Origin of the sequence: Aeromonas sp. R5-3 (genome assembly GCF_040908225.1) — a bacterium.
GTDB lineage: Bacteria > Pseudomonadota > Gammaproteobacteria > Enterobacterales > Aeromonadaceae > Aeromonas > Aeromonas dhakensis.
Genome location: NZ_JBFODH010000027.1, coordinates 13280 through 32829, shown reverse-complemented (window position 1 = coordinate 32829; position 19550 = coordinate 13280). Strand labels below are relative to the sequence as shown.

The window sequence follows — 19550 nt, the reverse complement described above, 5'->3', positions numbered from 1 at the left end:
AAAAGCACATTTCGGCCCCTTAGCTCAGTTGGTTAGAGCAGTCGACTCATAATCGATTGGTCGCCCGTTCAAGTCGGGCAGGGGCCACCAAATTTCCTAAAAAGGCCGCTCATCATGAGCGGCCTTTTTGCTTGCTGGCGTTTCGCCTCAAACAGGGTCAGGAGCCCTGATCCTGCTGGATGGGGGCCTGCTCGGGGGTGCTTGGGCGTCGCCGGGCGGGCAACATGCGACTAACCAGATTGCTGCGCTGGCGCCAGGAGGTGAGCAGGATGGCCAGCAGGTGCAGCGCTATCATCCCCTGCAGGGCCCAGGTGCACCAGACGTGCCAGTCGTCAGCCCCCAGTTCGAACCCCATCTCGGTATTCTGGAACCAGCCGGTGCCGGCGGTGGCGAGGATCAGCAGCCAGAGCGTCCATACCGCCAGCTTGCCACTGCCGTGGTGGCCGGGGGCCGGTGGCGTGCGCTCGCGCAGCTCCACCGCTTGCTGGCGAAAATCTTCCCGGCTTGGGATGAGGGCTCGCAACCGGGCATGACCCCTGGCAAACGAGAGCCCCCACGCCAGGCGCAGGCTGATCAGGGCGATGGCCAGGTAACCCAGCCGCTCGTGCCACTCCTCGCCCGCCTCGTTGAGCCAGAGGTTGCCGATACAGATGGCCGCCACACCCCAGTGGGTGAGGCGGACCAGACTATCCCAGTGGAAGGGATCAGCCTTTTTGTTTGGCATATTTGTGGTACTCCTTCTTCAGGTCGTTGACCTTGGCCAGGTGCTCGCGCGCCTTGGCTTCGTCACCCGCCTTGAGAGCCGCCAGGCTGGCGTCCAGTTCGGTCTGCACTTCGTTCATGCCTTCAAGGAACTTCTCTTTTTTGGCGGCCGGCATGTTCTTCTGCTTGGCGATGTCGAACTGTGCCTTCATCTCGTTGATGTACTTCTCCATGGTGGCGGCATCCTCGGCCTTGACCGCCTGCTTGTAGTTGAAGCCGATCTTCTTCATCGGCTGCTCCAGCTCACCGGCCATGGCGGGCAAGGTCATCAGGCCAAACATCAGGGGCAGCAACAGGGGGCGTACAGTTTTCAACATGGGATTTCCTTATTTAAACGACATGCTTATCGATTCTATGTGGCTTCTTATGAACCCTTATCTGGATTCATCACAGGCATGATGCCATGACAGTACGTGAACTGTTTGTGAATATTGCTGTTTTTTGTCACAAAGGGTAACGGGGAGGGGGGAGATGCAAGGAAGATGTTGAGCCAATCGAACCATGCCATATGATCCATGCTGCCAGGCTGGCCGAGGGCAAGCTAAAGAGAGGGCCCTTGCGGGCCCTGTTGATTACTGCTGCTGTTCACGCTCGATGGCGCGCCAGCCGATGTCGTTGCGGTAGAAGACGCCGTCCCACTTGATGCGCCCAGCCAGCTGATAGGCCCGCTGCTGCGCCTCGGCGACCGTGTGGCCGAGAGCCGTGGCGCACAGTACGCGCCCCCCGGCGGTGACCACGGTATCGCCTTCCATGCGGGAGCCGGCGTGGAATACCTTCTCGCCGCTCGCCTCTTCCACCGGTAGGCCGCTGATGGGCTTACCCTGCTGGTAGTCGCCGGGATAACCGCCGGCGGCCAGCACCACGCCAATGGCGACGCGGGTGTCATAGATGGCCTCGACCTGATCCAGCTTGCCGGCACAGGCCGCCAGGCAGAGCTCCACCAGATCGGAGCGCATGCGCAGCATGATGGGCTGGGTCTCGGGATCGCCGAAGCGGCAGTTGAACTCGATCACCTTGGGGTTGCCCTGGCCATCGATCATCAGACCGGCGTAGAGGAAACCGGTATAGACGTTGCCTTCGGCCGCCATGCCACGCACCGTCGGCATGATCACCCGCTCCATCACCTTGCGATGCACCTCGTCGGTGACCACGGGAGCGGGGGAGTAAGCCCCCATGCCGCCGGTGTTGAGGCCAGTATCGCCATCTCCGACCCGCTTGTGGTCCTGACTGGTGGCCATCGGCAGCACGTGCTCGCCGTCCACCATGACGATGAAGCTCGCCTCTTCCCCCTCGAGGAACTCCTCGATCACCACCCGGGCCCCGGCGTCACCAAAGGCGTTGCCGGAGAGCATGTCGCGTACTGCCTCTTCGGCCTCGCTCAGGGTCATGGCAACGATGACCCCCTTGCCGGCGGCCAGGCCGTCAGCCTTGATGACGATGGGGGCGCCCTTCTCGCGCAGGTAGGCCAGGGCCGGCTCCACCTCGGTGAAGTTCTGGTACTCGGCGGTCGGGATGGCGTGACGGGCCAGAAAATCCTTGGCAAAGGCCTTGGAGCCCTCCAGCTGGGCGGCGGCGGCGGTCGGGCCGAAGATGGCCAGCCCTTCGGCGCGGAATGCATTGACCACCCCTTTCACCAGCGGTGCTTCCGGCCCGACGATGGTCAGACCGATGCGCTGCTCCTTGGCAAACGCCAGCAGGGCCGGGATGTCGGTAGCCGAGATGGCCACGTTCTCGATGCTCCCTTCGTGGGCGGTGCCGGCATTGCCGGGGGCGACGAAGACCCGGGTCACCAGGGGAGATTGCTTGGCCTTCCAGGCCAGGGCGTGTTCACGGCCGCCGTTGCCAATGATCAGTACTTTCATCGTATCGCTCGCTTCTATTCGTGGTCACGGGCGGGCCTAGGGCCTGCGCCGGTGAAAATAGCCAGGTGAAAAGAGACAACAAAAGGGCCGCCGGCGGCGGCCCTGATCCATCAGTGACGGAAGTGGCGCATGTTGGTGAACAGCATGCACATGCCGTGTTCGTCGGCGGCGTCGATCACCTCCTGATCGCGCATCGAGCCACCGGGCTGGATGACGCAGGAGATGCCGGCGGCGGCCGCGGCGTCGATGCCATCGCGGAACGGGAAGAAGGCGTCGGAGGCCATGACGGAGCCCGCCACGGTCAGCCCTTCATCCTCGGCCTTGATGCCGGCAATCTTGGCCGAATAGACGCGGCTCATCTGGCCTGCGCCGACGCCGATGGTCTGGCCGTCTTTGGCATAGACGATGGCGTTGGATTTGACGAACTTGGCCACTTTCCAGCAGAACAGCAGGTCGTTCAGTTCGGCCTCGGTGGGCTGGCGCTTGCTGACCACGGTCAGATCCCCCAGGGTCACCATGCCAAGGTCGCGCTCCTGCACCAGCAGGCCGCCGTTGACGCGCTTGAAGTCAAAGCCTTGTGCCGGCGCGGTCCATTGGCCGCACTCGAGCAGCCGCACGTTCTGCTTGGCGGCGACCGCGTCGCGAGCCTCCTGGCTCACGGTGGGGGCGATGATCACCTCGACGAACTGACGCTCGACGATGGCCTTGGCGGTGGCGCCATCCAGTTCACGGTTGAAGGCGATGATGCCGCCAAAGGCGGAGGTGGGGTCGGTTTGCCAGGCGCGCTCGTAGGCGCTCAGCAGGTCGCTGCCGATGGCCACGCCGCACGGGTTGGCGTGCTTGACGATGACGCAGGCCGGCTGGTCGAACTCCTTGACGCACTCCAGCGCCGCGTCGGTGTCGGCGATGTTGTTGTAGGAGAGGGCCTTGCCCTGCAGCTGGATGGCGCTTGCCACCGAGCCCGGTGCGGCCTGCTCTTCGGCATAGAAGGCGGCGGCCTGGTGGCTGTTCTCGCCGTAGCGCATGTCCTGCTTCTTGATGAACTGGCTGTTGAAGGTGCGCGGGAAGCGAGACTCCTCGTCACCTTCCTTGTTGTCACCGTAAGAGGGAACCAGGGTGCCGAAGTAGTTGGCGATCATGCCGTCGTAGGCGGCGGTGTGCTCGAAGGCTTTGATCGCCAGATCGAAGCGGGTGGCCAGTTTCAGGCTGTTGCCGTTGCCATCCATCTCGCGGATGACGCGGTCATAGTCGGCAGCCTTGACCACGATGGCCACATCTTTGTGGTTCTTGGCGGCGGAGCGAACCATGGTCGGCCCGCCGATGTCGATGTTCTCGACCGCATCGGCCAGGGTGCAATCGGGCTTGGCCACGGTGGCGGCGAAGGGATAGAGGTTGACCACGACCATGTCGATGGGGGAGATGTGGTGCTGAGCCATGATGGCGTCGTCTTGCTCGCGACGGCCGAGAATGCCGCCGTGGACCTTGGGATGCAGGGTCTTGACCCGGCCGTCCATCATCTCGGGGAATCCGGTGTAGTCGGAGACCTCGGTCACCGGCAGACCCGCCTCGGCCAGCAGCTTGGCGGTACCACCGGTGGAGAGCAGGGCCACGCCGCGCTCGTTGAGTGCCTTGGCAAATTCCACGATGCCAGTCTTGTCAGACACACTCAGCAGTGCACGGCGAATGGGTCGAGCTTGTTCCATCACACTATCGTCCTCAGCATAACGGGGACCGTTCCATGGGAGGCGAGGCTCAACACAGAGAGTCCCCAAATAAATGGAAGTGGGGGATTTCGCAAACCGCTCTCGCCTGAAACCTGCCGTCAGGCAAAAGCGTTTTAGGAAATACCCGCTTGACGCGTCGCTCTCTTGTGGGCGCGTATTCTACACAAAAAATGTGACCCGTGGTGGATTTTTTAAAGTGACAAAGCCTTGTCTGGTGCGGTGTTAAACGTTTTCTGGTGGTTTTTTGTGAAACGTTTGTCTTTTCAGTGTCTTGATGGCAAAAGGGTGGCCGCCTCCTCTTTCCCGCTGCCGACTGGCAATCGCCGGGTAAAGGGGCGATAGTGGGGGCCGGTTGTAGCTGTGTGGCAAATTCAACGGGAGAAAAGGCATGTATCGGATCGGGGAGCTGGCCAAGGCGTGCGGGGTGAAGGCGGATACCCTGCGTTTTTACGAGAAGAATGGTCTCATCTCGCCAGGCATTCGCAACGAGTCCGGCTATCGCCTCTATGGCGAGCAGGACAAGCGGCGGCTGGAGTTCATCATCCGCGCCAAGTCGGTGGGGTTCTCGCTGGCCGACATCGGCGAACTGCTGGATCTCGATACCAACAAGGCCAAGGTCACCTGCCAGGAGGTGAAGGCGGTGGCCGACACCAAGCTCGAACAGGTGGAGCAGAAGATCGTCGAGCTGACCCGTTTTCGCGATAACCTGCGGGAGCTCTCCAACATCTGCTGCGGCGGCCCGCGCTCGGCGGAGCACTGCGCCATCCTGGAGACCCTGGAATCCGGCGCTCCCTCCCGCCACGAGCACCATGACCATGAGCACTGAGCTGCGCCGGCCCCGGGTATCCGCCTTTCTCGCCCTCTCCCTCGACGGCTTCATTGCCGGGGAGGGGGGCGATCTGGCCTGGCTTGAACCCTACAACGGCGACTCCCAGGAAGAGACCGGCTACGGCGCGCTGATGGCGAGTACTGATACCCTGCTGATGGGGCGCAACACCTATGACATTGTGAGCGCCTTTCCCGAATGGTTCTATGGTGACAAGCCGGTGGTGGTATTGACCCACAGACCCGCCGCTCTCCGTGAGCATGTCTCCTTTCGGCAGGGGGCGCTGGCGCAGGTGCTGGACGAGCTGTGGCAGGTGGGCAGCCGCCACCTCTATCTGGATGGCGGGGAGCTGGTTAGGCAGGGGCTGCAGGGGGCCCTGGTGGACGAGCTGATCCTGTTCTGGGTGCCGGTCACCCTGGGGCGTGGGGTGCCGCTCTTTGCAGGATCGCTGCCCGGCGCGCTGGTACCGGTGTCGAGCACCGTGCTGCCGAGCGGGCTGGTGCGGGTCGTTTATCAACCGGCCTGAGGATCCCGCCAGCACTCTTGCAGGCGGGCCGAGAGAGGCGCACAATCGGCGCGTTTTTCGCCGCCTGCCCCGATTCTGTGGGGGCAGGGGCGCTGGGCAAACACGACAATCCCATCAAGGAGCCGATATGGCTAAGAAGAAGGTGACCCGGGTCACCACCGAGCCCGCCTGCGAACATCTGCGCGGCATCATTCAGGACAACCACCTCAAGGCACTGGTGACCTCCCCCCTGTTCCAGGCCCGGGTCGAACCGAGCAAGAAGGGCAAGGGCAGTTATCAGCGCAAGGCCAAGCACGGCAAGCGGTGGGAGCCCGGCCAACAGCAGATGGTAAGCGTCTGCTGCTGAGCGGGTTCCTGTCGCAAGGCATCAGCTAAAACAATCAGGGCGCCAATGGCGCCCTGATTGTTTCTCTATTCGTTGGTGCTGATTCACTCTCTTGCCGCAAGAGAGTGAACCCGTATTCACTCGTCCATAAAGAGCTCGAGCAGCACGTTGAGATAGCGATGGCCGAGGGGGGTGAGCTGCCAGCTGTCGCCGAGATCCTCGATTAGCTCCTTGCTCTGGGCGATGGTCAGCATGGTTTCTACCCGCTCCAATTCAAGGCCGGTGTAGGCCTCGAACTCCGCCTTGGGGGCCGGTTCAAACAGCCTGAACCGGTTCATGAAGTACTCGAGCGGCAGATCGTCCGCGCTCACTTGCCACTGTTCGTCCAGATAGGGGCGGCTCGGGTCCAGATATCCCTTTGGATGCTTCACCTTGGCGGTGCGCAGGATCTGCTGGTTGGCTACATCCGTCACCTTGCCGTGGGCGCCGCAGCCGATCCCCAGATAGTCGCCGAAGCGCCAGTAGTTGAGGTTGTGGCGGCACTGGTAGCCCGCCTTGGCATAGGCCGAGATCTCGTACTGCTGATAGCCCTTGGCGGTCAACATGGCGTGGCCCTGCTCGTAGATCTCCCACAGGGTGTCATCTTCCGGCAGCTTGGGCGGCTTGGAGGCAAACGCCGTGTTCGGCTCTATGGTGAGCTGGTACCAGGAGAGATGCGGTGGCGCGCAGTCGATGGCCTGCTGCAGGTCGTAGAGGGCGTCCTCCAGGCTCTGATCCGGCAGGCCGTGCATCAGATCCAGGTTGAAGGTGGGCAGTGCGATGGCGTGGGCCAGTTCGGCGGCCTTGCGCGCCTCCTCGGGGCCGTGGATGCGGCCGAGGCGGGTCAGCTTCTCCTGCTGGAAACTCTGCACCCCGATGGAGATGCGGTTGATGCCGGCCCGCTGGAAGCCGGCGAACTTGTCCGCCTCCACCGTGCCCGGGTTGGCCTCCATGGTGATCTCGCAGTCCGCAGTGAGTTCGATGCGCGCGCGCACCCCGTCCAGCAGCGCCTGCATGGCCTCCACGGAGAGCAGGCTCGGGGTTCCCCCGCCGATAAAGATGGAGGAGAGGGGGCGCCCCTGGGCCCAGTGCAGGTCTTGCTCCAGATCCTCCAGCAGGGCGGCCACGTACTCGAGGTGGGGCAGCTCCCCCTTCTGGGCGTGGGAGTTGAAGTCGCAGTAGGGGCACTTCTGGACACACCAGGGCACGTGGATATAGAGGGAGAGGGGCGGCAGTTGCAGCATGGGGTTTCCAGTATTCAACAATCAAAAGGGGTCGGGTTGCCCTTGTCGTCGATGACAACGGGCCGGGGCGCCGCGAACGAAACGGGGGCCGACGGCCCCCATTGTAGATGACAACGCGGCGGGAGACAGCGCTTTAGTTGACCGCCGCCAGAGCCGCTTTCAGCTTGGCCAGCGCCTGGCCGCGATGGCTGAGCTGGTTCTTGAGCTCGGCCGGCATCTGGGCCGAGGTGCAGTCGTGATCGGGCACGAAGAACACAGGGTCATAACCGAAGCCGTGCTGGCCGCGTGGTTCGTCGATGATCATCCCTTCCCAGCTCGCCTGGCAGATGATGGGGGTGGGATCGTCGGCGTGGCGCATGTAGACCAACACGCACCAGAAACGGGCGCTCTTGAGATACTCGGGGGCACCTTTCAGCTCGCCCAGCAGCTTGTCGATGTTGTCCTTGTCGCTGGCACCCTCACCGGCAAAGCGGGCGGAGTAGACGCCGGGACGGCCGTGCAGCAGATCCACTTCCAGGCCGGAGTCGTCGGCAACCGCCGGCAGGCCGGTGACGCGGGCGGCGTGGCGGGCCTTGATGATGGCATTCTCGACGAAGGTGGTGCCGGTCTCGTCGGCATCGGAGACCGCAAACTCGCTCTGTGGGATCACCTGGATCTTCATATCGGCCAGCATGGCGGCCAATTCTTTCACCTTTTTCTGGTTCCCTGTTGCCAGGACAAGCTTGTTCATCGAGCACCTCCGCAAAAATAATCTGCGCATTCTATGCGGGGCTGGCGCCCAGGAAAAGCGCCAATTGCCCTGGATCACCCTCACCGGGGTCATGGCAAGATGTGGATAAAATGAATGTTTCCTGAATGGAATAACAGAAGTGATTAAATACCATTTCAATTCATTACTGTGAGTCAGTAGACTCGCGCCCCAATCCATTTCCCCATGCCACGAGGTGACTGATGCCATTGATTCTTCTGCTTGTATTCCTGGTGCTGTTCAGTCCGCTGGCCATCGACATCTACCTGCCCGCCATTCCGCAGATGGCCGAGCAACTGGGCGCCGAGGTGACCCTGATGCAGGGCACCATTACCTGGTTCCTGTTCAGCATGGGACTGGGGCAACTGTTGGTGGGGCCGCTGGCCGACCGCTACGGCCGCAAGCCCATCGCCCTCGGCGGCGTGCTGCTCTATGGTCTGAGCGCCCTGGGTGCCGGCTTTGCCGCCAGCCTCGGCGAGCTGATGCTGGCGCGGGTGCTGCAGGGCCTCGGCGCCTGTGCCACCTCGGTGGCCGCCTTCTCGGTGGTACGTGACAGCTACGGCCCCAAGAAGAGCGGTCAGATGATCTCCTACCTGAACGGTGCCATCTGTTTCATTCCGGCGTTGGCCCCCTTGCTCGGTGGCTGGCTCACCGCCAAGGCTGGCTGGTCGGCCAACTTCTGGTTTATGGCCGGTTATGCGGTCATCGTCGGCAGCTGGCTGCTGTGGCGGATGCCGGAAACCCGTCCGGAAGAGACCCGCAGCGGCGGCCCGCTCATCAGCTGGTCGCGCTACAGCCCGGTGCTGCGCTCCCCGAGCTTCCTGTTCAACGCGACGCTGTGCATGCTGGCGATGGCGGTGATCCTGGCCTATGTCACCGCGGCGCCGGTGCAACTGATGGTGAGGCTGGGGCTGGACATGAGTGGCTTCAGCTACTGGTTTGCGGCTAACGCGGCGCTCAACATCCTGGCCTGCTTCCTGGCGCCCCGTTTCATCGCCAGAGTGGGGCCAAGACGCACCCTGCGCATCGGCCTGCTGGTGCTGTTGCTCTCCGCCATCTCCCTGAGCCTGTCGATGCACATCGCGCATCCGCTGGCCATGATGGGTCCGGTATTCCTCTCCAGCATCGGCTTTGCCATGATCCTGGGCTCGGCCGCCGGCATGGCGCTGGCACCATTCGGTCACTGCGCCGGTACCGCCGCCGCCCTGCTCGGCCTGTTCCAGATGAGCGGCTCCGGTGCGCTGGTGGGCTTTATCGGCGCGCTGATGCACGACCCGCTGAACCAGCTGGCGCTGCACATGTGGCTGTTGCTGCCCCCGCTGGTGGTGCTGATGACCCGCCAGGGCCGGCGCTTGTGTTTGCAATAAATCCTGTGCTCTGATGGGCACACTCAGGGGGCCTTGGGCCCCCTTCTCTTTTGGCAGGCCAAAGGTTCGCCTGCATCTCATGACACAGCTACCCGTGGAGAAAACCGGATGAGCCACACAATCAATGCCGCCCTGGTGGGCTACGGCTTTGCAGGCCAAACCTTTCACGCCCCGTTTCTGACCAGCACGCCCGGGCTCTCCCTCGGCTGGGTGGTGAGCCGCGATGCCGCCAAGGTGCAGAGCGATCTGCCCGGCAGCCGGGTCGGTTCGCTGGCCGAGGTGCTGGCAGACCCCTCGGTCGATCTGGTGGTGATCGCCACTCCCAACGACACCCATGCCCCCATTGCCCGCGAGGCGCTGCTGGCGGGCAAGCACGTGGTGATCGACAAGCCGTTCGCCCTGGATCTGGCCGAGGCGAAGGCGCTGGTGGAGCTGGCGGAGAAGCAGCAGCGCCTGCTCAGCATCTTCCACAACCGGCGCTGGGACGGTGACTTTCTCACCGTGCGCCGCCTGCTGGCAGAGGGGGCGCTCGGTCAGGTTGCCCAGTTCGAATCCCACTTTGATCGCTATCGTCCCGAGGTGCGTCAGCGCTGGCGCGAGGCGGGTGGCCCGGGCTCCGGCCTCTGGTTTGATCTCGGCCCCCATATCCTCGATCAGTCGCTGCAGCTGTTCGGTCAGCCGGACTGGCTGCAGGCGGATCTGGCCCAGCAGCGCCCCGGCGCCCTGGCGGATGACTACTTCCATGTGGTGCTGGGCTATGGCGAGATGCGGGTCGTGCTGCACGGCAGCTGCCTGGTGTCGGCCACCATGCCGCGTTTCGTCATCCACGGCAGCGAGGGGTCGTTTATCAAGTTCGGCATGGATGTGCAGGAGGAGCAGCTCAAGCTCGGCAAGCGGCCGCCGGCGGCAGACTGGGGGGTGGACAACGAACCCGGCCAGCTCAGCCGGATCCGCGATGGTCAGCTGCAGCAGCAGAGCGTGGCCGGCGAGGCGGGGGATTACGGCGCCTACTATCGCGGCGTCTGCGCCGCCATCCGTGGGGAGGGGGAGAACCCGGTGCCGGCCGGCGAGGCGTTGGCGGTGATGGCGCTGTTGGACCTGGCCCGCGACAGCGCTCGCGAGGGTAAGCGGCTGGCTTGTCAGATCCTGTCTGACTGAGGCGGGGTCTGTGCGTGATGGCCGGCACCATGCAATAGCCGTTTATTGCCAGCCATCACGGGGCCTGTGGCGTTTTATTGTACGAATTCACGCCGTTTACAGTGTTTTGTATTAATGTTTGTCGCTGTAGTAGTTCTTTTCATCCAGCCAACGAGAAAATATCATTGTGATACTCGTTTTCATTGGGCGCGTATGGGGATATATTTCGCGCGCCTCTTGGCTCCCGGCATATGGGTTTTTCACCGGGTGAAAGGACGCACTGTGATGGTTGTACCAACCATCTCTCCATATTTTTCTGAGGGTATGCACATGAACAAAGTACTGGTAGCCGGTATCCTGGGTCTGATGTTGACCGCTTGTGGTCAGAAAGAAGAAGCCGCCGCACCGGCCGCTACTCCGGCCGCCGACGTTGCTGCAACTGTTGAGAAAGCCGCTAGCGAAGCCACCTCTACCGTAGAGAAGGCTGCTTCCGAAGCGACTGCAACCGTTGAGAAGGCTGCCGCTGACGTAGCCACCAAGGCAGAAGCCGCAGTGAGCGGTGCCAAGGCCAACTAAGCCTGCACCTCATCTGAAGAACGGGCCCGAAGGTGACTTCGGGCCCGTTTTTTTATGTCCGCTCCCCGTCTTTGACGGGGTCTTCGCCGGCAAGAGAACCAGCTAGAGCGCCGGATTGAGACGGGAGGTGAGGATGTGATCCTCCCAGCGGCCGTTGATCATCAGGTACTCTTTGGCGTACCCCTCCCGCTCGAAACCGAGCCGCTCGAGCAGGGCGCCGCTGCGCTGATTGGCCGGCATGTAGCTGGCCATGATGCGGTGCAGACCGTGCTCCCGGAACAGGTAGTCGATGCCGGCCCCGACGATTTCCTGCATCAGCCCTTGTCCCTGGTGGGCCTGGTCGATGGCGTAACCCAGGTGGCAGGCCTTGAAGGCACCCATCAGGATGTTGGTGAAGTTGCAGGTGGCGATCACCTGCTCGCCATCCGGCTCGAGCGCCACCAGGTGCACCCCGCTGCCGTTGAAGAATTGGCCGTAGCTGTCGCGCAGCCGGCCGTGCCAGTGGCTCAGGGTATAGAAGCTCTCGTCCCGGCTGGGCTCCCAGGGGGTGAGGTGAGCGCGGTTGCGCAGATAGAAATCCAGCATCAGATCGGCCCGCTCGGGAGGCAGTACGGTGAGCCGGCTGCGGGCCGTGCACAGGTGTGGCAGTGCCATCAGTGATCCCTCTGCCCAAGCCACTCATCGCGCAGCAGGCTGTAGTGAACGTGATCCACGACTCTGTCGGCCAGCCGCTCGGCACGGCGGGTGATCCCCTCCTGCTGCATGCCGAGGCGCTCGCAGACGGCCCGGCTGGGCTCGTTGTCGATGGCGGCGCTGATCTCCACCTTCTCCATCCCCATCTCTTCGAAGGCGTGATGGATCAGGGCTTGGCAGGCGCGGGTGATGATGCCGTTGCCCTGCCAGCGCTCGGCCAGCCAGTAGCCGATGCTGACCTTTGCCAGCGCCTTGTCGATCTGGTTGTAACCGATGACACCGACCACCTCTCCCTGATACTCGATGGCGGTGGTCAGCCCCTCGCCGCGGGCGAATTTCTCGATGGCGTGGCGGATGAAGGTGGCGCTGTCAGCGGGTTGCTGAATGTAGGGGGGCCAGGGCAGCCACTGGGTCAGGTAGTCGCGATTCTCCCGACAGAGGGCAAAGAGTTCGCTGGCCATGTCGGGCTGCAGGAACAGCAGCGCCAGCTCGTCATCCAGTTGCCATGAAAACATCCGCACCTCCCGTTGCCGCAGGGGCCCGCAATGGGCCGTCGAACCGCCAATGTAGCCAATCAACCCCTTGTTAGCCAAGGACTTTCAGCCGTTATCAAGGCTGCGCTATCCCCATATGGAGGGGCGGCTCCGACCGCCATTGGGGCGCCTTGTCATTGTTCGGCCTTTCCTGGTGTTATTCGCCATTTTTTCGGCTCTTTACGCTACCAAAAACAGGCAACAGCAGATTCTGCTATGGATTCATGCTGGGCTGTCACATATGACAGGCAGCAATTCCGATCGCGCCAACTAGTGTAGGAGCGCTGGGCAACGGACCCGGCGTGTAATCTTCATCGACTTAAGGAAAAGACGGATGAACAAAGTCTATTTGGCCGTGGTATTGGCCTGCTGGGGAAGCGCAGCCTTGGCTGCAGAACAGGTTGACGTACATCAGGTTGCCGGCATTCAGGGAGCACCGAGCGGTGCCGCCGGCGTCAGTGCGCTGGCCGGGGATGGCGAGTTCCGCCAGGTGCGGGCAGTCAAGCTGCCCAACGGCCAGCAGCGGGTGCGCTATGAGCAGACCTGGCACGGTATCCCGGTCTGGGGTCAGGTGCTGGTGGCCGAGCAGTCCCTCGGTGGCCAGATCAGCCAGGTCTCCGGCCAGATCCTGCGCCAGATCGATGCCGATCTGGCCAGCCCGACCGCGGCCCTGTCGCCGGCCGATGCCGCCAGCAAGGCGCGGGCCGGGGCCAAGGGCAGCAACGAGCGGGTCAAGCTGTTCGTGATGCAGGATGACGCGGGTCAGGCCAAGCTGGTCTATCTGGTCTCCTGGCTCGCGGCGAGCGAAGAGCCGAGCCGTCCCTTCGTGATGATCGATGCCCAGACCGGCAACGAGCTCAAGCGCTGGGAGGGGATCAACCACAAGGATGCCACCGGCCCGGGCGGCAACATCAAGACCGGCAAATACTTCTACGGCGCCGACTTCGGCCCGCTGCAGGTGGATGACAACTGCCGCATGACCAGTGCCAACGTTGACACCCTCAACATGAATCACGCCACCACGGGCGGCACCATCCACCAGTTCACCTGCCCGGAGAACACGGTCAAGGAGATCAACGGTGCCTACTCGCCCCTCAACGATGCCCACTACTTCGGCAACGTGGTGTTCGACATGTATCGCAACTGGTACAACACGGCGCCGCTGACCTTCAAGCTGAAGATGCGGGTGCACTACAGCCGCAACTACGAGAACGCCTTCTGGGACGGCAGCCAGATGACCTTCGGTGATGGCGCCACCACCTTCTATCCGCTGGTGAGCCTGGACGTGGCAGCCCACGAGGTGAGCCACGGCTTTACCGAACAGAACTCCGGGCTGGTCTACTCCGGCCAGTCGGGCGGCATCAACGAGGCCTTCTCCGACATGGCGGGGGAAGCGGCCGAGAACTACATGAAGGGCAGCAACGACTGGCTGGTGGGCGCCCAGATTTTCAAGGGCAACGGCTCCCTGCGCTATTTCGAGGATCCAACCCGGGATGGCCGCTCCATCGGCCACGCCAGCGACTACTACGATGGCATCGACGTGCACCACAGCTCGGGTGTCTACAACCGCGCCTTCTACCTGCTGGCCAACACCAGCGGCTGGAATACCCGCAAGGCCTTCGAAGTGTTCGTGCTGGCCAACCGTCTCTACTGGGGCGCCAACACCACCTTCGATCAGGGCGCCTGTGGCGTGACCAAGGCGGCGACCGATCTCGGTTACAGCGTGACCGACGTGGCGGCCGCTTTTACCATGGTCGGGGTCAATGCCACCTGTGGCGGTACCACTCCGCCCACTGGCAGCGTGCTGCAAAACGGGGTACCGGTGACCGGTCTCTCCGCCGCCAAGGGTGGCAAGCTGAACTTCACCATCGACGTGCCGGCCGGCAAGAGCCAGCTGGTGATCGCCAGCAGCGGCGGTACCGGCGATGCTGACCTCTATGTGAAGTTTGGCAGCGTGCCGACCAGCAGCAGCTATGACTGCCGTCCGTACAAGAGCGGCAACGCCGAGACCTGCACCCTGAACTCGCCCAAGGCGGGGACCTGGAACGTGCAGCTGAGCGCCTTCAGCGCCTTCTCCGGGGTGACCCTCAAGGCCAGCTACTGATCACCAGTGGCCGTTGACAACAGTGAAGCGCCGGACTTGTCCGGCGCTTTTTTTATGCGGGTTTGCCCGCCCAGCGGGCGGCCAGGGTACGGGCTGCCTCCAGTACCCGCTCCTTGGCGGGGTTGGGGCGCTTGCCGCTGCGCCAGGCCATCATCACGTCCCAGTGATCCGGCGGCAGATCCACCACGTCCAGCTGCACCAGTCGGCCAAATTCCAGATCCCGGGCGATGGCGAGCGCCGGCATCAGGGTGATGAAGCCGTGTTCCAGCGCCAGCTCCCGCGCCGCGCTGGCGGGCTGGATGGCGTGCAGCGGGCTCGCCACCTGGCGCAGCAGACGCAACTGCAGGATCAGCTCGTCGCAGCCAGTGCCCCACTGCTGGGGCGCCAGCCGCTCGTTGGCGATGTCCTGCAGGGTCAACCCCTGTCGCCCGGCCAGCGGATGGGTGGCGCAGGCCACCGCTATGATGGGGGAGCGATAGAGCAGCTCTAGCTGGATGCCGGCGATGGCGGGACACTTGAGGATGAAGCCGACGTCGGTCTCGCCGGTCAGCAGCTCCTGCATGATGATGCCGGAGTGATCCGTGTTGCAGCGGATCTCGAAGGTTTCGTCGACCAGTGCCAGCAGCAGGGGGCCGAACACCACTGTCGTCAGGGAGGGAAGGCAGGCGAGCCGGATGCGCGGCAGGGCCGGTGCCCCCTGCATGGCCAGCCGGCCCCCTTCCAGCGCGCTGAGGGCCGCGCTCGCCGCGGGCAGAAACTGCTCGCAGGCAGGGGTGGGGGTGGCGCCGCGCCGGTGGCGGCGAAACAGGGGCTGGCCCAGATCCTGCTCCAGCACGGCGATCCGCTGGCTCACCATGGGTTGCGACCAGCCGCGCACGGCCGCCGCCTTGCTGAAGCTGCCGCGATTGACCACATCCAGCAGCAACTGCAGATCGTCGAGGGTCATAGCCATAAGATAATCCAATATGAAATATAGCCAGTTGTCGGCTACCACTATATCTGGCGTCCTTCCAGAATAGCAGTATCAATCGTTGTGCTTTGGCATATTGCCACACCGGCTCAGGGGCTTGCAGCACCTTGAGTCCGTTTGGTGACGGCGTCATTCGGGCGACGAGCAGTAATCGATATGAATGTCATCAAAGCAGCAGGGGACGGGTAGTCATGGTGGATCGGGCGAGGCGGTTGGGGCGGTGGTTTTTGGCGTTGGATTCCCTCTTGGTGATCCTGGGGTTCTTCGTGGTGATGCCCATGATCAGCCTGCGCTTCGTGGATCAGCTCGGCTGGGCGGCCGGGGTGGTTGGCCTGGCGCTGGGGTTGCGTCAGCTGACCCAGCAGGGACTGGGTATTCTGGGGGGCTCGCTGGCGGACAAGTTCGGGGCGCGCCCGCTCATCGTGGGCGGCATGCTGCTGCGGGCGGCGGGTTTTGCCAGCCTGGCCTATGCCCAGAGCGGCCTTGAGCTGATCCTCTCCTGCATCATCTCGGGCCTCGGCGGCTGCCTGTTCGACCCGCCCCGGGCGGCGCTGGTGATCAAGTTCACCCGGCCGCGGGAGCGGGGTCGCTACATCTCCTTGTTGATGATGCTGGAGAGCGCCGGCGCCGTGGTGGGGGCCCTGCTCGGCAGCTGGCTGCTCAACTTCGATTTCGAATACGTCTGTCTGCTGGGGGCCGGCCTGTTCGTCTGCGCCGCCCTGTGCAACCTGCTGATCCTGCCCCCCTACAAGCTTTCGGTGCGGCCGACCCCGATCCGGGCCGGTCTTGGCCAGGTGCTGGCCGACAAGGCATTCTGCCGGCTGGTACTGATCCTGAGCGGCTACTATGCGCTCTGGGTGCAGGTGATGCTGATCTTTCCCATCCTGGTCAAACAGATGGCGGGCAGTACCACGGCGGTGGGCTGGATGTATACCCTGGAGACCGCCATCTCGCTGGCGCTGCTCTATCCGCTGGCACGCTATGGCGAGCGGCGCTTCAAGCTGGAGAGCCGGCTGATGGCCGGGGTACTGCTGATGACCACCGGCATCGGGTTGGTGGCCTTTGCCAACACCCTGCCAGCCGTGTTCATGCTGCTGGCCTGCTTCTATCTGGGGATCGTCATCGCCGAGCCGGCACGGGAGACCCTGATGACCAAGCTGGCGCAGCCGGGGGCGCGCGGCAGCTACATGGGTTTCAGCCGGCTGGGGCTGGCACTGGGGGGCATGACGGGGTATGTGGGGGGCGGTGCCCTGCATGACTACGCCATGGCTCAGGGGCAGCCCTGGTTGCCCTGGCTGGTGCTGGGCACAGTGGGCGTGACCACTTTGCTGCTGCTGGTCAACTGCTTTCATCGCGAGTCGAGTCTGGCGCGGGTCAACGTCTGAACGGGCATAAAAAAACCGGCCGCAGGGGGCCGGTAAAAAATACAGTAGGCTACAGGAAGACTTAGAAGTTGTACTGCAGGGCCACGGCGACCACGTCGTCGGTGTTCTTGCCCAGCGAGTTGGTGTGGGAGTCAGAACCGTTGTTGTCCAGCAGGTTGATCTTGTAGTCAACGTAGGCGTTGAAGTTGTCGGTGAAGTTGTACCAGGCACCGATGGAGACGTATTCGGTGGCGGTGTCATCGATGCCGTGGGCGTTGTCCTTCACGTCGGTGCGCAGGTAGGCCACGGACGGTTTGAACTTGCCGAAGGCATACTGGGCCACGGCTTCGTAGCCATCCATCTTCTCGGCGTAACCGTTGAAGGTGCTGACGTACATGTGGTCTTCACCGTGAGAGTAGGTGGCAGCCAGGTAGAGGTCGCCGACGGCGTACTTGGCGCCCACGCCGTACAGTTTGGCGTCGCTGTCACCACCGAAGGAGGCGTTGGCAGCCTGTTCGTCGGTCTTGCCGGCTTGGTTGTAGGCGGCACCCAGGCTCAGGCCCATGTCGAAGTCATAGTTGGCGGACACGGCGAAGCCTTCGGCGGAACCCTTCGGATTCCAGGTTGCATTGTTGGCGCCAGTCAGGTTGGAGCGATCGGCGTTCTGCGGATCGTTGTTGCCGGTGAACTGGGCACCCAGGGTCAGGCCCTGATAGGTGTAGATGTACTGAGCCAGGCCATTGGTACGACCGGTGCCGAACACTTCGGTGTCCTTGCCCAGGCCGTCACCGCCCCACTCGGGCAGCACGTCGGTGTAGTTGTTAACGGCTTTGGTGAACAGGCCGTCTTGACGACCGTAGCTGAAGGCACCGAAGCGATCGTGCTTGATGCCGGCGTAGGCGTAACGCAGCTCGTCATTGTCTGAACCTGAGGTCGGCAGATTGTACTCGGCAAAGCCGAAGGCCTGCATTTCCGGAGCAATCTTGGTTTCGCCGGCAACGTGCAGACGCAGGTAGCTGGCGTCGCCTTCAGAACCGTTGTCATCAGTGCCGTAGTACATGCCCTGGGCGCGACCACCGATGTCGAGCTTGGTGTCGTTCTGGTTGTAAACGGTCGCGGCTTGCGCACCACCGGCCAGCAGCAGGCTGGAGATGGCCATGGTCAATGCTGTTTTTTTCATTGTTCGTTCCTCTGGTGTAAACACTGTCGGACCTGTGCTCGGCCCTGTTGATCGGTTTCTGTTCCGATAGCCCAGAGTAGCCCTGCGAACCTTGATAGAAACTGAAGCGGACAAGGATTAATTAATGGTTTGACCAGAAAGGAAGGCATAAAAAACGGCCCAGAGAGGGCCGTTTGAACATTTGTGGAATTAAATGCTGCTTAGAGCATCATGCCACCGAAGAAGAAGCCGAGCGCCACAGCGATGGCGATGGTGGCCACACCCGGTACGAAGAAGGGGTGGTTGAACACCGCCTTGCCGATGCGGGTGGAGCCGGTGTCATCCATCTCGACCGCGGCCAGCAGGGTCGGGTAGGTGGGCAGCACGAACAGGGCGCTCACGGCGGCGAAGGAGGCGATGGCGGTCAGCGGGCTGACACCCAGTGCCAGGGCGGCCGGCATCAGGGCCTTGGTGGTGGCGCCTTGTGAGTAGAGCAGCATGGCGGCGAAGAACAGCACCACGGCCAGCAGCCAGGAGTACTGGTTCAGCAGGTCGCCGGCGATGAGCTGGATGGTATCCATGTTGCCCTTCACGAAGACGTTGCCGAGCCAGGCCACACCCAGTACGCAGATACAGGCGGACATACCGGACTTGAAGGTCGGCATGTTGGTGACCTGGGTCACGTCCAGCTTGCACACCAGAGTCATGATGGTGGCCGCGGCCAGCATGATGCCCATGATGGCGCCGTCACGGGGGATCGGCGGGTTGGTGATGAGGCCCACTTTACCGGAGATGGCGGTGGCATAGGCCATCACGGCCACGATGGCGGCGATGAAGATCCAGACCGACAGCTTGGCGTAGGGTTTGATCTCGAGCTGGGTGGTACCACGCAGCTTGATCAGCCCCTTGGCCTTGCGCTCCAGATAGACTTCATCCTGGTCCAGCGGCTTGCCCAGCATGTTGGCGACGAAGGCACCGAGGATGCAGGCGATGAAGGTGGAGGGGATGCAGATGGCCAGAAGGGTCAGGTAGTCAACACCGAACGGCTCCAGCATGCCGGAGAAGGCGACCACGGCTGCTGAGATGGGCGAGGCCGTGATGGCGATCTGGGAGGCGACGACCGCGATGGAGAGCGGACGGGACGGGCGGATACCCTGCTCCTTGGCCACTTCGGCGATCACCGGCAGGGTGGAGAAGGCGGTGTGACCGGTACCGGCCAGCATGGTCATCAGGTAGGTGACCACAGGGGCGGCGAAGGTGATGTATTTGGGGTTCTTGCGCAGGGCTTTTTCGGCCAGGTGCACCAGATAGTCCATCCCGCCGGCCAGCTGCATGCAGGCGATGGCGCAGATGACGGACGCGATGATCATGATCACGTCCCAGGGGATGTAGGTGACCAGCTGATCGCTCGGGATCTGCACCCCGAGGCCCCAGGTCAGTACCAGTACCCCCAAACCACCGGCAAAGCCGATGCCGATGCTGCCTATCCGGGCCCCCAGATAGATAGCGGCGAGCACGACGAGCAACTCGATTCCAATCATAGTGAACACTCCATTTTCCAGTTTTTTTAGGTTTTATTTGGCAGAAAAGC

General features: G+C 62.9%; 19 protein-coding genes and 1 tRNA gene. 9 read left to right on the top strand and 11 right to left on the bottom strand.

Going from position 1 to position 19550, the window contains the following annotated elements:
- Positions 1–13 precede the first annotated feature (13 nt).
- Positions 14–90: transfer RNA gene (locus AB5Y95_RS18660), tRNA-Ile, on the top strand.
- A 67-nt stretch (positions 91–157) separates the two neighbouring features.
- Here AB5Y95_RS18660 and AB5Y95_RS18655 read toward each other — a convergent pair.
- From AB5Y95_RS18655 to purH, 4 genes are all read right to left on the bottom strand, one after another.
- Complete coding sequence (locus AB5Y95_RS18655; RefSeq protein WP_368161798.1) at positions 158–724, bottom strand: cytochrome b/b6 domain-containing protein; 567 nt, start codon at positions 722–724, stop codon at positions 158–160.
- Positions 705–1079 carry a cytochrome b562 gene (locus AB5Y95_RS18650; RefSeq protein WP_005309462.1) on the bottom strand — a complete coding sequence of 125 codons (375 nt, stop codon included), beginning with the start codon at positions 1077–1079 and terminating at the stop codon, positions 705–707. The genes AB5Y95_RS18655 and AB5Y95_RS18650 overlap by 20 nt, the downstream gene beginning before the upstream one ends.
- A 255-nt stretch (positions 1080–1334) precedes the next feature.
- Entirely contained in the window at positions 1335–2624 is a 1290-nt protein-coding gene (purD, locus tag AB5Y95_RS18645; RefSeq protein ID WP_054544158.1) for a phosphoribosylamine--glycine ligase, read from the bottom strand.
- Positions 2625–2734: 110 nt separating this feature from the next.
- Positions 2735–4327: a bifunctional phosphoribosylaminoimidazolecarboxamide formyltransferase/IMP cyclohydrolase gene (purH, locus tag AB5Y95_RS18640; RefSeq protein ID WP_017780951.1), complete on the bottom strand. Its 1593-nt coding sequence runs from the start codon at positions 4325–4327 to the stop codon at positions 2735–2737.
- Positions 4328–4736: 409 nt separating this feature from the next.
- Between purH and zntR the strand changes: the two genes are divergently transcribed.
- From zntR to AB5Y95_RS18625, 3 genes are all read left to right on the top strand, one after another.
- Positions 4737–5174 carry a Zn(2+)-responsive transcriptional regulator gene (gene zntR, locus AB5Y95_RS18635; RefSeq protein WP_005309469.1) on the top strand — a complete coding sequence of 146 codons (438 nt, stop codon included), beginning with the start codon at positions 4737–4739 and terminating at the stop codon, positions 5172–5174.
- Complete coding sequence (locus tag AB5Y95_RS18630) at positions 5164–5700, top strand: dihydrofolate reductase family protein (protein ID WP_368161827.1); 537 nt, start codon at positions 5164–5166, stop codon at positions 5698–5700. The genes zntR and AB5Y95_RS18630 overlap by 11 nt, the downstream gene beginning before the upstream one ends.
- A gap of 127 nt (positions 5701–5827) precedes the next feature.
- Complete coding sequence (locus AB5Y95_RS18625) at positions 5828–6046, top strand: alternative ribosome-rescue factor A (RefSeq protein ID WP_043125097.1); 219 nt, start codon at positions 5828–5830, stop codon at positions 6044–6046.
- A gap of 116 nt (positions 6047–6162) precedes the next feature.
- Here AB5Y95_RS18625 and hemW read toward each other — a convergent pair whose 3' ends face one another.
- On the bottom strand, positions 6163–7308 hold the full coding sequence (hemW, locus tag AB5Y95_RS18620; protein ID WP_368161797.1) for a radical SAM family heme chaperone HemW: 1146 nt from the start codon (positions 7306–7308) through the stop codon (positions 6163–6165).
- Positions 7309–7441: 133 nt separating this feature from the next.
- The gene (gene rdgB, locus AB5Y95_RS18615; RefSeq protein WP_368161796.1) at positions 7442–8038 is read right to left on the bottom strand and encodes an RdgB/HAM1 family non-canonical purine NTP pyrophosphatase; all 597 of its coding nucleotides are present in this window, start codon (positions 8036–8038) and stop codon (positions 7442–7444) included.
- Between the two features lie 221 nt (positions 8039–8259).
- Here rdgB and AB5Y95_RS18610 point away from each other — a divergent pair, with 221 nt between their 5' ends.
- From AB5Y95_RS18610 to AB5Y95_RS18600, 3 genes are all read left to right on the top strand, one after another.
- Positions 8260–9423 (top strand): multidrug effflux MFS transporter, encoded by a 1164-nt coding sequence (locus tag AB5Y95_RS18610; RefSeq protein WP_368161795.1) that lies wholly within the window; start codon positions 8260–8262, stop codon positions 9421–9423.
- Positions 9424–9531: 108 nt separating this feature from the next.
- Positions 9532–10581 carry an oxidoreductase gene (locus tag AB5Y95_RS18605; RefSeq protein WP_368161794.1) on the top strand — a complete coding sequence of 350 codons (1050 nt, stop codon included), beginning with the start codon at positions 9532–9534 and terminating at the stop codon, positions 10579–10581.
- A 309-nt stretch (positions 10582–10890) separates the two neighbouring features.
- Complete coding sequence (locus tag AB5Y95_RS18600; protein ID WP_213344399.1) at positions 10891–11136, top strand: hypothetical protein; 246 nt, start codon at positions 10891–10893, stop codon at positions 11134–11136.
- Positions 11137–11238: 102 nt separating this feature from the next.
- Here the strand turns inward: AB5Y95_RS18600 and rimJ are convergent, their stop codons facing one another.
- Both rimJ and AB5Y95_RS18590 read right to left on the bottom strand, forming a co-directional pair.
- The gene (gene rimJ / locus AB5Y95_RS18595) at positions 11239–11790 is read right to left on the bottom strand and encodes a ribosomal protein S5-alanine N-acetyltransferase (protein ID WP_017786489.1); all 552 of its coding nucleotides are present in this window, start codon (positions 11788–11790) and stop codon (positions 11239–11241) included.
- Positions 11790–12344, bottom strand: a complete 555-nt coding sequence (locus AB5Y95_RS18590; protein WP_017764725.1) for a GNAT family N-acetyltransferase — start codon at positions 12342–12344, stop codon at positions 11790–11792. The genes rimJ and AB5Y95_RS18590 overlap by 1 nt, the downstream gene beginning before the upstream one ends.
- Positions 12345–12696: 352 nt before the next feature.
- Here AB5Y95_RS18590 and AB5Y95_RS18585 point away from each other — a divergent pair, with 352 nt between their 5' ends.
- Positions 12697–14466, top strand: a complete 1770-nt coding sequence (locus tag AB5Y95_RS18585) for a M4 family metallopeptidase (protein WP_213344400.1) — start codon at positions 12697–12699, stop codon at positions 14464–14466.
- 52 nt (positions 14467–14518) lie between these two features.
- Here AB5Y95_RS18585 and AB5Y95_RS18580 read toward each other — a convergent pair whose 3' ends face one another.
- Positions 14519–15418, bottom strand: coding sequence for a LysR family transcriptional regulator (locus AB5Y95_RS18580; protein WP_017764724.1), 900 nt, complete (start codon positions 15416–15418; stop codon positions 14519–14521).
- Between the two features lie 209 nt (positions 15419–15627).
- Between AB5Y95_RS18580 and mdtH the strand changes: the two genes are divergently transcribed.
- Positions 15628–16821, top strand: a complete 1194-nt coding sequence (gene mdtH, locus AB5Y95_RS18575; protein WP_279974460.1) for a multidrug efflux MFS transporter MdtH — start codon at positions 15628–15630, stop codon at positions 16819–16821.
- A gap of 61 nt (positions 16822–16882) precedes the next feature.
- Here mdtH and AB5Y95_RS18570 read toward each other — a convergent pair whose 3' ends face one another.
- On the bottom strand, positions 16883–17980 hold the full coding sequence (locus AB5Y95_RS18570; protein WP_368161793.1) for a porin: 1098 nt from the start codon (positions 17978–17980) through the stop codon (positions 16883–16885).
- Positions 17981–18180: 200 nt separating this feature from the next.
- Positions 18181–19500 carry an anaerobic C4-dicarboxylate transporter gene (locus AB5Y95_RS18565; RefSeq protein ID WP_279463285.1) on the bottom strand — a complete coding sequence of 440 codons (1320 nt, stop codon included), beginning with the start codon at positions 19498–19500 and terminating at the stop codon, positions 18181–18183.
- Between the last annotated feature and the right edge of the window lie 50 nt (positions 19501–19550).